At 61.3% G+C, this 13,245-nt stretch carries 12 protein-coding genes; 8 read left to right on the top strand and 4 right to left on the bottom strand.

What is annotated here, in order from left to right:
• Nucleotides 1-110: 110 nt before the first annotated feature.
• The 6 genes from ACQ5BL_RS26420 to ACQ5BL_RS26395 all read left to right on the top strand — a co-directional run bounded on the left by ACQ5BL_RS26420 (nucleotide 111) and on the right by ACQ5BL_RS26395 (nucleotide 4,221).
• Nucleotides 111-884, top strand: a complete 774-nt coding sequence (locus tag ACQ5BL_RS26420) for an SDR family NAD(P)-dependent oxidoreductase (protein WP_243807628.1) — start codon at nucleotides 111-113, stop codon at nucleotides 882-884.
• Nucleotides 885-978: 94 nt separating this feature from the next.
• The gene (locus ACQ5BL_RS26415) at nucleotides 979-1,395 is read left to right on the top strand and encodes a nuclear transport factor 2 family protein (RefSeq protein ID WP_243807626.1); all 417 of its coding nucleotides are present in this window, start codon (nucleotides 979-981) and stop codon (nucleotides 1,393-1,395) included.
• 3 nt (nucleotides 1,396-1,398) lie between these two features.
• Nucleotides 1,399-1,566, top strand: coding sequence for an SDR family NAD(P)-dependent oxidoreductase (locus ACQ5BL_RS26410; protein ID WP_279577317.1), 168 nt, complete (start codon nucleotides 1,399-1,401; stop codon nucleotides 1,564-1,566).
• Nucleotides 1,567-1,606: 40 nt separating this feature from the next.
• On the top strand, nucleotides 1,607-2,365 hold the full coding sequence (locus ACQ5BL_RS26405) for an SDR family oxidoreductase (RefSeq protein WP_243807624.1): 759 nt from the start codon (nucleotides 1,607-1,609) through the stop codon (nucleotides 2,363-2,365).
• A 37-nt stretch (nucleotides 2,366-2,402) separates the two neighbouring features.
• Nucleotides 2,403-3,239 carry an SDR family NAD(P)-dependent oxidoreductase gene (locus tag ACQ5BL_RS26400; protein WP_243807622.1) on the top strand — a complete coding sequence of 279 codons (837 nt, stop codon included), beginning with the start codon at nucleotides 2,403-2,405 and terminating at the stop codon, nucleotides 3,237-3,239.
• Nucleotides 3,240-3,312: 73 nt separating this feature from the next.
• Nucleotides 3,313-4,221 carry an NAD-dependent epimerase/dehydratase family protein gene (locus ACQ5BL_RS26395; protein WP_243807620.1) on the top strand — a complete coding sequence of 303 codons (909 nt, stop codon included), beginning with the start codon at nucleotides 3,313-3,315 and terminating at the stop codon, nucleotides 4,219-4,221.
• Nucleotides 4,222-4,420: 199 nt separating this feature from the next.
• On the opposite strand, the gene ACQ5BL_RS26390 is transcribed toward ACQ5BL_RS26395, so the two are convergent.
• Nucleotides 4,421-5,419, bottom strand: a complete 999-nt coding sequence (locus ACQ5BL_RS26390; protein ID WP_243807618.1) for an AraC family transcriptional regulator — start codon at nucleotides 5,417-5,419, stop codon at nucleotides 4,421-4,423.
• Nucleotides 5,420-5,517: 98 nt separating this feature from the next.
• Nucleotides 5,518-6,300, bottom strand: a complete 783-nt coding sequence (locus tag ACQ5BL_RS26385; protein WP_243807616.1) for an SDR family NAD(P)-dependent oxidoreductase — start codon at nucleotides 6,298-6,300, stop codon at nucleotides 5,518-5,520.
• A 553-nt stretch (nucleotides 6,301-6,853) separates the two neighbouring features.
• On the opposite strand from ACQ5BL_RS26385, the gene ACQ5BL_RS26380 reads away from it, so the two are divergent.
• The gene (locus ACQ5BL_RS26380; protein WP_243807614.1) at nucleotides 6,854-9,001 is read left to right on the top strand and encodes a nuclease-related domain-containing protein; all 2,148 of its coding nucleotides are present in this window, start codon (nucleotides 6,854-6,856) and stop codon (nucleotides 8,999-9,001) included.
• Between the two features lie 290 nt (nucleotides 9,002-9,291).
• Entirely contained in the window at nucleotides 9,292-10,452 is a 1,161-nt protein-coding gene (locus tag ACQ5BL_RS26375) for an AlbA family DNA-binding domain-containing protein (protein WP_243807612.1), read from the top strand.
• Nucleotides 10,453-11,421: 969 nt separating this feature from the next.
• On the opposite strand, the gene phnX is transcribed toward ACQ5BL_RS26375, so the two are convergent.
• On the bottom strand, nucleotides 11,422-12,249 hold the full coding sequence (phnX, locus tag ACQ5BL_RS26370) for a phosphonoacetaldehyde hydrolase (RefSeq protein ID WP_207886155.1): 828 nt from the start codon (nucleotides 12,247-12,249) through the stop codon (nucleotides 11,422-11,424).
• 102 nt (nucleotides 12,250-12,351) lie between these two features.
• On the bottom strand, nucleotides 12,352-13,212 hold the full coding sequence (locus ACQ5BL_RS26365) for a LysR substrate-binding domain-containing protein (protein ID WP_243807610.1): 861 nt from the start codon (nucleotides 13,210-13,212) through the stop codon (nucleotides 12,352-12,354).
• Nucleotides 13,213-13,245 lie beyond the last annotated feature (33 nt).

Genomic DNA, 13,245 nt, shown 5'->3' with positions numbered 1-13,245 from the left:
CCGGTGATGCTTTCTTAATAGTCCCGCATTGGGTAATCCATGTGGGTTCGCCTGCTGATACTTTTCCTCAACGACACCCTGTCGATCTACCGAGGAAAGGAGAGGCAATGATGAGAAAGAGCGGATTCCCGCAGGGCGCCACTTTGGTCTTTGGCGGCAGCGGTGGCATCGGACAATGCGTTGCCCTCGAGTTCGCACGTGCTGGCGTGCCGGTCGCAGTCGCCTACCGGAGCAAGGCCGAGGTAGCGCAACGCGTCGCCGGCCAGATCCGGGAAGAGGGCGTCGATGCGAGCATCCACCAGGTCGACGTCACCGATGTCGCCCAGATCCAGGCGACGCTGGACGCGGCCATCGAAATCCACGGTCGCGTGCACACCATCGTCTGGGCGGCCGGGCCTTTCGTGAACCAGCTCCATATCAGCGAAATGGGCCCCGATGACTGGAAGCGCGCCATCGATGTCGAGGTCATGGGCTTCTTCAATGCCGCCAAGGCCGCGCTGCCGCACCTGCGCGCCGCGGGGGGCGGTTCGTTCGTCACGCTGGGCTCCGCCGGCCACCTGCGCTGGCCGGATCGTGATGGCCTGTCGGTCGCGCCGAAGGCTGCCAATGAGTCGCTGATAAAGGGCCTCGCCCGCGAGGAAGGCCGCTACAACATCCGTGCGAACTCCGTCCTGGTCGGCGTCATTGAGGCGGGCATGTTCCCGCAGCTCCTGGAACAGGGCCAGTTCGACCAGCGGTGGATCGACGAAACGCTGCACATGCTGGCGCTCAAGCGCTGGGGCAAGCCCGAGGAAGTCGGTCGTGCCGCCGTGTTCCTGGCCTCGGACAACGCCGCCTATATCACCGGGCAACAGCTGAACGTGTCCGGCGGGTACGGCATCTAGGGCCTCTTCTGGCCCCAATCGAGAGTCGCTGTTCACCGATACCTCCGCGTCTGCATTCTCGGCGCGGCCGTCCTTTCCCGCCCTGGAGTACGGCATGACCGATTTGAATCCCCACCACGCGTTGTACGAACTCGCGTGCCGCTATGCACAAGCTGTCGACCGACGCGACTGGGCTCGGCTCAGCACTCTCTTCACCGCCGACGCATCCCTTGCCGGCCCCGGTTTCCGCTTCGACGACCGCAACGCGATCGTCGCCGGCATGGGCGCGATCGAGCGCTACGAAACGACGCAGCATCACGTGCACAACCAACTCGTCACGCTCGACGGCCGTGTGGCCGACGTCGAGACCTACGGCGTTGCGTGCCACGTCTATGTGCGCGATGGCGTGAAGCGCAAGCTCGACTGGGGGCTGCGCTATCACGACCGCTGCCTGTTCGACGGCGACACGTGGCGCTTCGCGGCGCGCACGCTGCACGTCGACTGGACCCAGGACCTGCCGCTGGAGGGCTGAACGATGCCAACGTCTCGTCCCCTTGACGGCCAGGTCGCGCTGGTTACCGGCGGTGTCGGCGGTATTGGCGCGGCCTGTGCGCAGGCGCTGCTCGCGGACGGTGCGGCCGTCGTGCTGATGGGCCGCCGCCACGACGCGGTAAAGGCCGGCCGCGTGCCTGGCGCTGCATGAGCGCATGCCTTCTCTCCATACCACGGGAAATCGATCATCCATGAAACGAGTCGCAAACAAGGTCGCGCTGGTCACCGGCGCAGCGAGCGGCGTCGGCCGCGCGGATGCGCTGCTGCTTGCCGCCGAAGGTGCCCGCGTCGTGCTGTCCGATATCAACGAAGCGGCGGGGCAGGCGCTCGCACGTGAGATCGGCGACGCCGCAATGTTCGTGCGTCACGACATCGCCGAAGAAGACGGCTGGCGGCAAGCGATCGCCGCGACGCTCGAGCGCTTCGGCCGCCTCGACGTGCTGGTCAACAACGCGGCGATCTGCCCGGTCGGCTCGATCGAGGAGACAGACCTCGGGACCTGGCAGCGGGTGATGCGCACCAACGCGGACGGCTATTTCCTCGGCTGCAAATACGCGATCGGCGCGATGAAAGGCAACGACACGCCGGGCTCGATCGTGATGATGTCGTCGGTCGCCGCGCTCGGCGGGCTGCCGATGATGTGCGCGTATGCCGGCTCGAAGGGCGCGGTAACGGCGCTCACCCGAAGCGTCGCCGTGCACTGCAAGCGCAGCGGCTATCGGATCCGCTGCAACTCGATCCACCCGGACGGGATCTGGACGCCGATGACGCAGGCGCTGATGCCCGGTCTCGACCCGGCCGCACTGGGCATTGGCAGCGATCCGATGGCGCGCATGTGCGACCCACAGGATGTCGCGAATCTCGTGCTGTTCCTCGCGTCCGACGAATCGCGCTTCGTGAACGGCGCGGAACTGCGGATCGACAACGCGCAACTGGTGTCGTCGCTGTGATGCGGCGCAATGCTTTTCCATTCGATGGAGTGCCTCGATGATTTCATTTACCGGTAAGGCAGTACTGGTCACTGGCGGCGGCGCGGGTATCGGCCGGGCGTGCGCCGAAGCCTTCGGTGCGGCGGGCGCGCGCGTCGCCGTGGCCGAGATCGATGCGGCCCGCGCGCAGGACGTGCGGCACGCGCTCGAGGCGGCGGGGGTCGACGCGCTCGTCGACATCGTGGACGTCACGCGCCGCGACGAGGTCGACGCGTTCGCGCGGACGGTCGACGCGCGTTTCGGGGAGCTCGACGTGCTCGTCAACAACGTTGGTGATTTCCTACAGATCGCGAAGCCGTTCGACGATTACACCGACGACGACATCGCGCGGCTGTTCGACGTGAACCTGCGCCAGGTGTTCATCGTCACGCAGGCGATGCTGCCGCTGCTGCGCAAGCGCGGCGCGGGCAGCAGCATCGTCGGCGTATCGTCGATCGAAGGTTTCCGCGCGATTCCGAACTGCGCCGTGTATGCGTCGTTCAAGGCTGCGCTGACCGGTTTCACCAAAAGCCTCGCGCTCGAACTCGGGCCGGTCGGCATCCGCGTGAACCAGATAGCCCCCGAAACCACCGAGACGCCGCAGGTACCTGTCAGCCTGATGGTCGCGGCGGAGCACCAGGATCACATCCCGCGTTGGATTCCCCTCGGACGTTTCGGCGACGCCGGCGACATCGCGGGCGCCGCGCTGTACCTCGCGAGCCCGCTCGCCGCGTGGGTCACCGGCACCACGCTGCACGTCGATGGCGGCGCGCTAGCGGCGGCCGGCTGGTACCGCGACCCGAAGGGCTTCTGGACCAACATCCCCGTCGTCACGGGCAACGGCTTCAACTTCTGAGCGCCAGCCGCACGTCGCTGCGGCTTCATCCGTCCATTTCTCGCGGCGTGCCTGCGCCGCTACCGGAGATACCATGAAGATCCTGATCGTCGGCGGTACCGGTCTCATTGGCGGCCATGCCGCGCTGCACCTGCAAGCACAGGGCAACCAGATTACGCTCGCCGCGCGCAAGCTGCCCGCGGCCGACAGTGCGCTCGCGCAGTTCGACGTGCTGCTGCGCGACTACGTGGCCGGCAACTTCACCCGTGATGACCTCGCGCCGTTCGACGCGGTCGTGTTCGCGGCCGGCAACGACATCCGCCACTTGCCGCCTGGCACCGACGAGGCCGCCCACTGGGAGCGGGCGAACGTCGACGCGGTGCCGCGCTTCTTCGCGCTGGCGCGGGAAGCGGGCGTGAAGCGCGCCGTACTGGTCGGCAGCTTCTATCCGCAGGTCGCACCGGAGCTGATCGAGTCGGTGCCGTACGTGCGCTCGCGCCACCTGGCCGACGAACGCGTGCGTGCGCTGGCGACGCCGTCGTTCGCGGTGTGCAGCGTCAATGCACCGTTCGTGGTCGGGTCGGTGCCGGGGCTGCGCAGCGAGATGTTCGCCGCGTACACCGGCTATGCAGAAGGCAAGCTTGTGGGGCTGCCCGTGTTCGGGCCCGCCGGCGGCAGCAACTTCATCTCGACGCAATCGCTGTCGGAAGCGATTGGGGGTGCGCTGCTTCGCGGTGAGTCCGGCAAGGCGTATCTCGTCGGCGACGAGAACCTCAGCTTCGCCGATTACTTCGCCGCGTTCTTCCGCGCGGCCGGCCATCCGCAGGATGTGCCGTCGTTGGACCAGGAACATCCGCTGTTGCCAGACATGGCGATCTACACGGGGCGCGGCAACGTCGTGTCCTACGAGCCCAATGCCTCGGAACTTGCGCTGCTGGGCTACCGGCGCGGCGACGTGCAGCGCGCGGTCGACGAAGTCGTCGCGCATTGCCGCGCGCAGTAGAGCAAACGGCGCTGTCCCGCCACCGGCAAGCAGAGCCGGCGGCGGGACGTTGGGGCCAGTTCGGCCCGCTGGATGCACTCAATGCGCCCCTCTGCTGCTGGGGTATCGTCAGGTAGCGAAGGTCCGCTCCTGGCCGTTAGTTGCCTCTTGAACCAGCCGTCCCCAATCGAGCCGAAACAGAAAGCCAGCGCTGTTGCTTTCAATGGCAGTTCTGGTTCCGGTATTCCCCGGGGGTCATGCCCGTCCAGGCCTTGAACGCGCGCAGGAATGAATTGGCATCCTGAAAGCCAATCAGGAAGGAGATTTCTCCTGGAGAAATGGTCGAGCGGGAGAGGTAGTGTCGGGCCAGGTTCGCTCGCGTGTCGTCAAGCACCTCCTGATAGCTCAGGGCCTCGTCTGCCAGGTGGCGTTGCAGTGAGCGCTTGCTCATCGCCAGACGGTCGGACACGTCCTGGATGCTGCTCCGGCCGCTGGGCAACATGTCCAGCAGCGCACTGCGCACCCGCTCGCGAGTGCTGGCTCCGGTCTCCAGCATCGAAAGCCTCGTCTGCAGTTCCGGCTCGAAGAACTGCCACATGGAGACGTTCTCGGTGAGGAACGGGAGGGCGGCATCTTCTGCCGAGAAGCGAATCCGGTTGCGAGCGCCTCGCTGCAGACGGCACCCGAGGAACTCTTCGCAAGGCTGAGCCTGATCCGGTAGCGCCACCAGCTCCGCCTCTGTTGGAACGATGTCCCGCCGCGTGGCGAGACGTGCCAGGTGAGTGAGGAATACCAGCTCCATGGCGCAGAGGCTGCGCGGCAACGGGCGGTCGTAACCGTAGCATTCGATGAAGACCTCCGTATGCGTGTCGAGGACGAAGACCTCCAGTGCCAGGGGGCCGCAAAGTCGCTTGTACTCGGCAAGGCGAGTGAGGGCGACATTGAGGTTCGGGCTGCACAGGCAGGCGAAAAGAGACGGATCGAAGGCCTCGACCGAAATGGCGCCGCCAAGACGCAGAGGCAGCTGCGATTCGCCGACCAACTGTTCGAGGCCAATAAAAAGCCGGAAATATTCGGGCGGGGATAACGTCGCGTCCTTGCGGCTGAACAGGTCGGCTGGTAGCTCGGCCAGGGTCAGCAGATCTCCGGCGGCTATTCCCAGATCGGCGATGATCAGCTTCCATCCGGGATGCACGGCAAAATACCTGGCTTGCTTCATGGTCGAGAGGTTCCCTCGGAGTCGGGTTGCTGGCGGGCACTGGGAGGCCACGGCGGCAGCTCAGCGGGCCGGCTGGGCGTCCGGCACCCGAGCCTGGCTCAGGATGTCTTCTCCATCGCCTGGCGCGACACCTTGAGCACCGTTCTGCGAGGCAACAGAGGAACGATCCAGTCGAGCATGACCCGCAACTTGCATTCGTTGAAGGCTACCAGCTCACCTCGTTCCATCGCCTGGTATCCGCACTGCGCCACGGACTCTGCCGTCCTGGCATTCTTCCAGACATCGACGCCCTGCAGGTCGCCCGCCGCGACGAACCCAGTCGCTACCGCACCCGGACACAACACCGTGGCCGTCACGCCGTACTCCCTTACCTCCTCGGCAATGGCCTGGGTGAAAGAGGTGACGTAGGCCTTGGTTGCGTAATACACCGCCTGCAGCGGGCCAGGCATGAACGAAGCGGTCGACGAGACATTCAGGATGCGCCCGCGCCTCCGGCCAACCATGCCTTTCAGGTAATGGTGGGTCAGCGAGGTAAGGGCCGCCATGTTCACCTGCATCATGGCCTGGTCAGCGCCGAGATCGCGTTCGACGAACTTTCCGTGCCCGCCGAAGCCTGCGTTGTTGATCAGGACATCGATGGCCAATCCCAGGGACTCAGTGGCTCTGAAGATGCGATCCGCTGCGCCCGGATCGGCCAGATCTTCCGCGATGACGTAAGTCTTCACGCCGTGCTGCGCCTGGAGTTCCCGCTTTATGGCCTCCAGCTTGTCGCGCGAACGCGCCACCAGCACAACATCGCCACCCTTGCTTGCATGGATGCGCGCCAGTTCCAGTCCGATACCGCTCGAGGCTCCGGTAATCAATGCAGTCCGGGATTCCATGACATCTCCTGTTTTACGATCAAACCAATGGGTAGGGAGATGCTAAGGGTCGCTTGGCAAGGAGGCACTGACGCATCACGCCAAGTCTAATTCCGATCATGCCAATCTGCCGGAGCTCCTCGAGAGGACTGTTGCTGCGGCACTCTGGGCAATCGGCTGCACGGAAAGGGCGCTTTGCACAGGGGCTGCTACCGACCCATAGCTGCCCTTTGCAGAGGGCAAATTGCGGCCAGGTGCAGGCATATCGGTCTGTCCCGTTTCTGAGTCAATGATTCCGGTCAGGCTTATTGTGTCAGTGGGCTTGAGCGTAGTTGTTGGTCTGCAAATGATTACCAGCGATCATGGTCGGTTTTTTTCACATGCCTACTCAGCTATGAGGCTTTACTGGTGGCTGGGGAGCCTGCTGATACATTAGGTGGCGCTATGGATGCATTTGAGCTGCTGGTGTCGCCCGTTGAGCGGCATCCAGTTGCCGGACCGATTAGATGTTCCGATCTCGACCCGAGGCGCTCGTACCCGAATGTCTCGGTCTGCCACTGAAGGAGTTGTCAGAATGGGTTTTACCGGCCGCAGTGAGTCTGAGGTTTTCGCCGATCTTGTCGCACTCACGGCGCAGCCGGGATACGCCTATGCCATCGCACTCATCTGTCATCGCGATAACCTAGTTGCTTACCGGGAGGAATACACCACCGACGACCTGAGCGATCTCTACGATCCCAAGCGGCTTATCCGGACGGAAATCAACACCCTACTGGGGCTGATGATGCGTCATCCACTTGACCTCTCCCTGCCTGAGCCCAATCAAATTCAAACCTTTGTCGCGCGCAGCGATGAGCTGATGGCCGAATTGCACGATGCCATGAGTGGCTCAATCTTCGCTTCCTTAATAGGCAACGCAACAGACATGGCGAATCATCAAGCCTGGGACGGCGTAATGATGCGGGAGCCCATTTTTTACGGCTCTGAGTCCGCGTACAGTTTCCAGTACCGCGATTTCTTCGTAGACAAGCACAGCTGCGATGATGACTGGCTACGACAGAACAAAGGCTTCACGAGCCGGCAGGCACAGCAGGTTGCCCGGGCAATGTGTTCGAGCATGGACTCGCGTGCTTCCAAACTGTACCAGGCTGGTAAGGGCACCAAAGTTGCAGCCGATGCACTGCTGGCTCACTTCGAATTCACGGCAGAGGAAGTCAGTCAGAAGACCGGGTTGGACATAGACATCGTTCAGGCTGTGTTTGATGCCCTGACATTCACGGGTTGCAACGCTGAGTTCCATGAGCTTGGTGACTACAACAGCGTGGCCGCCACGCCGCTGCTGCCTACCGGTCGCGGGTCAGTGCTGCTCTTCATGCATTATGCAATCTACGAAGCGCTCTACGAGTCTCCGTTTTTCTGGATGAACGTTGACCCCCTTTATCGGCAACAGGCGTCCGACAACCGTGGCGCGTTCGTCGAACAGTTCGCTCACAAACGGTTGGCTGCGGTATTCGGCGCCGGCAACGTCTTCACCAACGTCAATCTCATTGAGAAAAATATCGTTGGGGAGGCCGACGTTCTGGTGATCTTCGGCGATCGAATGATCATTGTTCAGGCCAAGGCAAAAAAGCTCACCTTGGCCGCACGCAAAGGGAACGACGGCCAGCTCAAGAAGGATTTCGCAGCAGCAATCCAAAAAGCGTCTGATCAGGCCTGGGAATGCGCGAACGCTATTCTTTCCGGCAAGTGCCGTATGGTCGATGACAAGGGGATGGAGATTACCCCTCCTCAGGCAATCAAGGAGATCTACCCATTCTGTGTCGTCTCTGATCACTACCCCGCACTAGCGTTTCAAGCTAGTCAGTACCTTGAATACCAAACAACCGATGTCGTTCAGCCCCCCTTGGTCATGGATGTCTTCCTGCTGGACGTCCTGACCGAGATGCTTGATACACCCCTGCACCTGCTCAGCTATGTGCGCCTTCGGAGCAAGGCGGCCAAGAAGCTGATGCTAAGTCACGAATTGACAGCGCTCGCTTACCATCTGCATCAAAATCTGTGGCTAGAGCCAGAGCTCAGTATGATCTCGCTAGATGACTCCATCGCGGGTGACCTGGATGTTGCCATGACGGTGAGGCGAGAAGCATTCCCAGGCAAGCGAACGCCGCCAGGAATCCTAACGCATATGCAAGGAACGCTATACGAGCGGCTGATTATGCAGATTGAGCGCCGCGCTGAGGCCGGCATTCTAGAGCTTGGCTTTGGACTGTTGTCCATGGATGGTCAGTCGTGCCGGAACATACATAATGGCCTCGCCGGCATCGCGGCTCTGGCAGTAAAGGATGGCAAGCGTCACGACTTCACGTTTGTCATTGGCGATGGAAAGACCGGCATTACTTTCCATTGCAATCCGAATCCCGACTCGTCGGCGATCAATGACCTTCAGCTGCACTGTGAAAAACGTAAGTATGCCCAGCGGGCGAGCATGTGGTTTGGAGTGTCCCTAAGCCCGGAGGGTGATATCCAGTTCGGCATGACATACGACAAACCGTGGACTCAATCCGACGCGATGGATGAGCTGACCAAGGGTATGAAAAATCCCCTGCGCGTGGGAGTAGTGATGAAAACGCTAGAGAGGGGGTTGCGAGTCAAAAAGCCGGGGCGCAACGATTCGTGCCAATGCGGTAGCGGGAAAAAGTACAAGAAATGCTGCCTGCCATGAATCTACGTGGCAGAGGCTTGCTGACCAGCAATCTCTGCACAAAAGCGTCAACTAATCGCGGCGCCTAAAGCGCCTTGATTCCCCTATTTGACGACGGATCTGACACAGTTGATTTCTGTTGAGTGACTTCAGTAGATCGTAGTGATCTGCGAATAGCCGGTAGCTGCTGTTCACAGATCGCCCTTAACCGAAGACTAAGCTCTCCTTCATGGCTCTATTTATTCCACCTACCGCTTAAGTGACATCATGCTCAAATCGGGCTCACACCAAATCAAGGAGTGAGGGCGTAGATGATCGATCTCCTTAACATGCTGCGCTACAAGAGCGAGAGCACTGATATTGACTTCAAATCTGCCCAGTATCGCTTCAATAGCGGCACTGATGCCGATAAATCAGAGCTGCTCAAGGACATTCTTGCAATTGCCAATTCCTGGCGCGATGGCACTGGCTACATCCTTTTGGGGTTCAAAGATCAGCGCCCCCACCCTGCGGAAGTCGTCGGTATCCAAGACAGTATCGACGACTCTCGGATACAGCAGTTTGTGAACAGCAAGGTGAAGCCGAAGCTGACGTTCCGCTATGAGGAGCACCTGTACGAGGAGAAAACCATCGGCGTCATCATCATCCCAAAGCAGAAACGTCCATTTTACCTCTCAAGCCCTTACGGCAAGCTCAAGAGTAATGTGGTGTACGTCCGTCGAGGTAGCAGCACTGACGAAGCAGAGCCGGTCGAGGCCATCGCGATGGCGAATGAGGACAGCGGTCGTGGCGATTTGAGAGTCGAGCTATCCCTACTGACTCCTGGGAATGAAGAACTCCCCAATAGCTTTGCTCATACCTACTTGCAGTTCACCGAGAAGTTTCCGGACTTCGAGAGACCACGCAAGCCCCGTGGCCCGTTTGATCCGCCCGAGTTTGTAGGTCTCGATAGAGACAACAATGATTTCTGGCGGGAGCACGCCGAGTACACACGCGTGAAGGAAGCGCGCATTGCAATGCGTTTCGTGCTGACCAATCGATCCGGCGTACAGCTCTCCAACACCAAGCTTGAGGTAACCGTCGAAGCTCTTGGCTCCCAAGCGGTTCACATGATCGCTGGATGCGATTTACCCGAAGAGCCGAAGCCTACGTGGAACATATCCAATCTCGTATCCGTGCAGGAGGTATTGGCCAAAAACGATATGAGCCTTAAGGTAGATGAAAGCGGCCCAATCCCGGTATGCCACATTCGCCTTGGGTCTCTCTTACCAGGAGAGCAGGGCAGATCGGAGTTGCTTGCGATTCTCCCGCAAGCTCCTGGCAGATTGCGTCTCCACCTGCGCATCCTAGGCAGTGAGCTGGCTAAACCGATTGAAGAAGAGCACTTGATAGAGACAGTCGGCGAGGTTCTCTCGATGGACTTCGAAGGCTACAAGAGATTCTTCCTCGCGGAGAGAGCTAGGAGCAGATAAGACCGATGCGAATGGCCTTACCCCCATCGGCAAGGTCAACCAGTCCGACCACTACCTCTATAGTCGTGGGGTACTGGCACAAAGAGCCGACGTGTCTTACAACTGGAGCTTATACATGAGTCGCCATGTTCCAAGGAGGAGCTTGTTTTGGTTGAGGCTGCGATTGTTGAGCGCGTTCTCTGCGTAGTGGATAGATGCCTGAGAAGCCAGTTTCCTGACGACTATTACAAACGCTGTATGTACGCGTCGTTCGGTGTGCACAGGTTGCTGCAGGCCTTGGGTTATAGCCCTGTAGTCGTTGGGGGTAATTTTGGGGCCTTTGTTGTATCGCGAGATCAACGCACGGCTTCTATCCAGGGGTACGCATCCGGCTCTGGCGAGCATTCCCACTATTGGGTCGAGCTAGATGGCACCATCATTGACCTAGGAAGCTACTACTTGCCAATCGAGTCCAGCTTTCAGGCCTGCGAGGTGCCTGCGGTGTTTTGGAATGCGAGCTATCCGTTACCTAAAGGGCTGATCTATAGCCCAGCTGACCGCTACCCATCGTCGGATATCTCGCATCTGGCACCGCATATCATTGAAAAGATGGAGCCCTTCCTTGCTGCATGCCATGCCCGAATGGCGAAACCGCTGGCAAAGCCAAGAATTGGAAAGTGGCTCGTGACTACACCCTCATCCATCCAAAAAGCGGCCAGAAAAGGTGATCCATGGGCCCTAGCGGTAATTCGATATGAGTCCATGTCGGTGGAACACCTAGCCATCGGATGAGCGGACTATCCCGATGAGTTCGACTTCGACATCTTGACTCTAGGTGTCTGCTTCTGGCCGATTGTTGCCTGGTTGAGCGATAGCGAGCGCCTGCGATAGCGTTGCGCTATGCATTCCTGTCCCTGCATAAGCCTGCCTATCGCTCAACGTCACCGTCAGATTCAGGCCCGTCGCTGACGGGCCTTTTCGCTCCCTGGATCAGCAGCCCTGCGGCATCTCGCCCCGCGCCAGGCGGGCGTTGATGTCGGCGATCACCGCCGGCAGTTCGGCGATGGTGTCGATCAGGTAATGCGGGCGTGAGCCCTCGAACATCTGGCCGATGCGCTGGCGCTCCTGTTCCAGTTGGTGCGCCGGCAGCGCCTTGTACTGCTCATAGGTCAGGCCCAGGGCATTGCCCGAGCAGGTCAGCGCCACGGTCCACATGCCGGCGCTGCGGCCTTCGAGGATGCCCGGCCAGGTGTCGTCGACCTTCACGCAGGCCGCCACGTCGCTGATGCCGAGGGCGATCACGTTGGCCAGCGCCTGGGCCGGATGCGGACGGCCGTTCGGTACTTCGTCGGTGGCCACCACATGGTCGGCGACGTAGCCGTTGGTCTTCGCCAGGGCGACGACCTTTTCCATCACCACCGCCGGGTAGCCTGAGCAGGAACCGATCTTCAGCCCCTGCCGGCGCAGCGCGGCGATGGCGTCCAGCGCACCGGGGATCAGCGCCGAGTGCTCGGCGATCTTCTCGATCTGCAGCGGCATGAAGCGTTCGTAGATGGCGGTGACGTCGTCGTCGGTGGGCAGGTGGCCGAAGGCGGCGCGGTAGCGTTCGCCGATGGCGGGGATGTCGCACAGGGTGCGGATGTGGTCCCACTTGCCCATGCCCATCGGACCGCGCGCTTCTTCCAGGCTGACCTGGACGCCGAACTCGGCGAAGGCCTCGACGAAGATCTGGGTCGGCGCGAAGGAGCCGAAGTCGACGACGGTGCCAGCCCAGTCGAGGATGGCGGCTTGCAGTTGCTTGGGTTGCTGGTAATGCATGGTGGTGCTCCTGTGAGGGGATTATTGGTGAAATCGAAGGTGAGCGCGGCCCGCCCGGCGTCGTGGCAGGCTCGCGGTTTCAGGGGTTGTTTCGGGTGAGAATCAGGCCGTGGAGTCGAACAGCTCGGCGATGATCGGCCGCTTGCGGCGGATGCCCAGGCAGCACAGGTAGTAGCTGATGTGGAACGGGTCCTCGGCGAAGGCGATGGAGCGCGTGCCCGGCCGGTCGGCGTATTCCACCGCCGAGACGAAGCCCACGCCGATGCCGTGCACCACCGCATGGACGATGGCCTCGCGGCTGTTCAGCTGCATCGCGCAGTCCAGCTCCACGCCGTGCCGCCGGCAGCCTTCCTCCACCAGCTGGCGGGTGCGCGAGGCCGGTTCGCGCAGTACCACGCGCTCCCTGGCGATCTCCTGCACGCTGACCGATTCCTGCTGCGCCCAGGGGTGGTCGTCGCGTACCACCGCAAGGATCGGGCAGGTGCGGTAGAGCTGCGTGCTCAGGCGCTGGTCGAACTCCGAGAGGGCGAGGATCGCCACGTCGATGTCGAAGTTGTACAGCCGCTCCAGGGTACCGGCCTCGCTGGTGAACGAAGTCTCCAGCTCGATGTGCGGGTAACGCTGCATCAGCGAGTAGGTCAGGCTCATGGCAATCGGCGGCGACACCGCGCCCAGGCGCAGCATGCCCTGCTTGCGCTGCTGGAAGCTCTGCAGCAGTTGCAAGGCTTCGTCCTCCTGGCCGAACAGGCCCTGGGTGATCGCGTAGAGCTGCTGCCCGGCCGGGCTCAGCTCGATGAAGCGCCCGCGGCGGTGGAACAGCTCCACCGAGAAACGCTTCTCCAGGCCGCTGACCTGCTCGCTGATGGTCGGCTGGCCGACGTTCAGCAGCGCCGCCGCCTGGGTGAAGCTGCCGGTGCGGGCCACGGCATGAAAGGAACGCAACCACTTGTGGTACTGGTACATGAGGCTTCTCTATCAGGAGGGCTTGCCGCATGG

This window comes from Pseudomonas sp. B1-22, from assembly GCF_050474425.1.
Classification (GTDB): Bacteria; Pseudomonadota; Gammaproteobacteria; order Pseudomonadales; family Pseudomonadaceae; genus Pseudomonas.
Note: the sequence above shows the minus strand (reverse complement) of the source record. Positions and strands in the feature narration are given on the sequence as shown.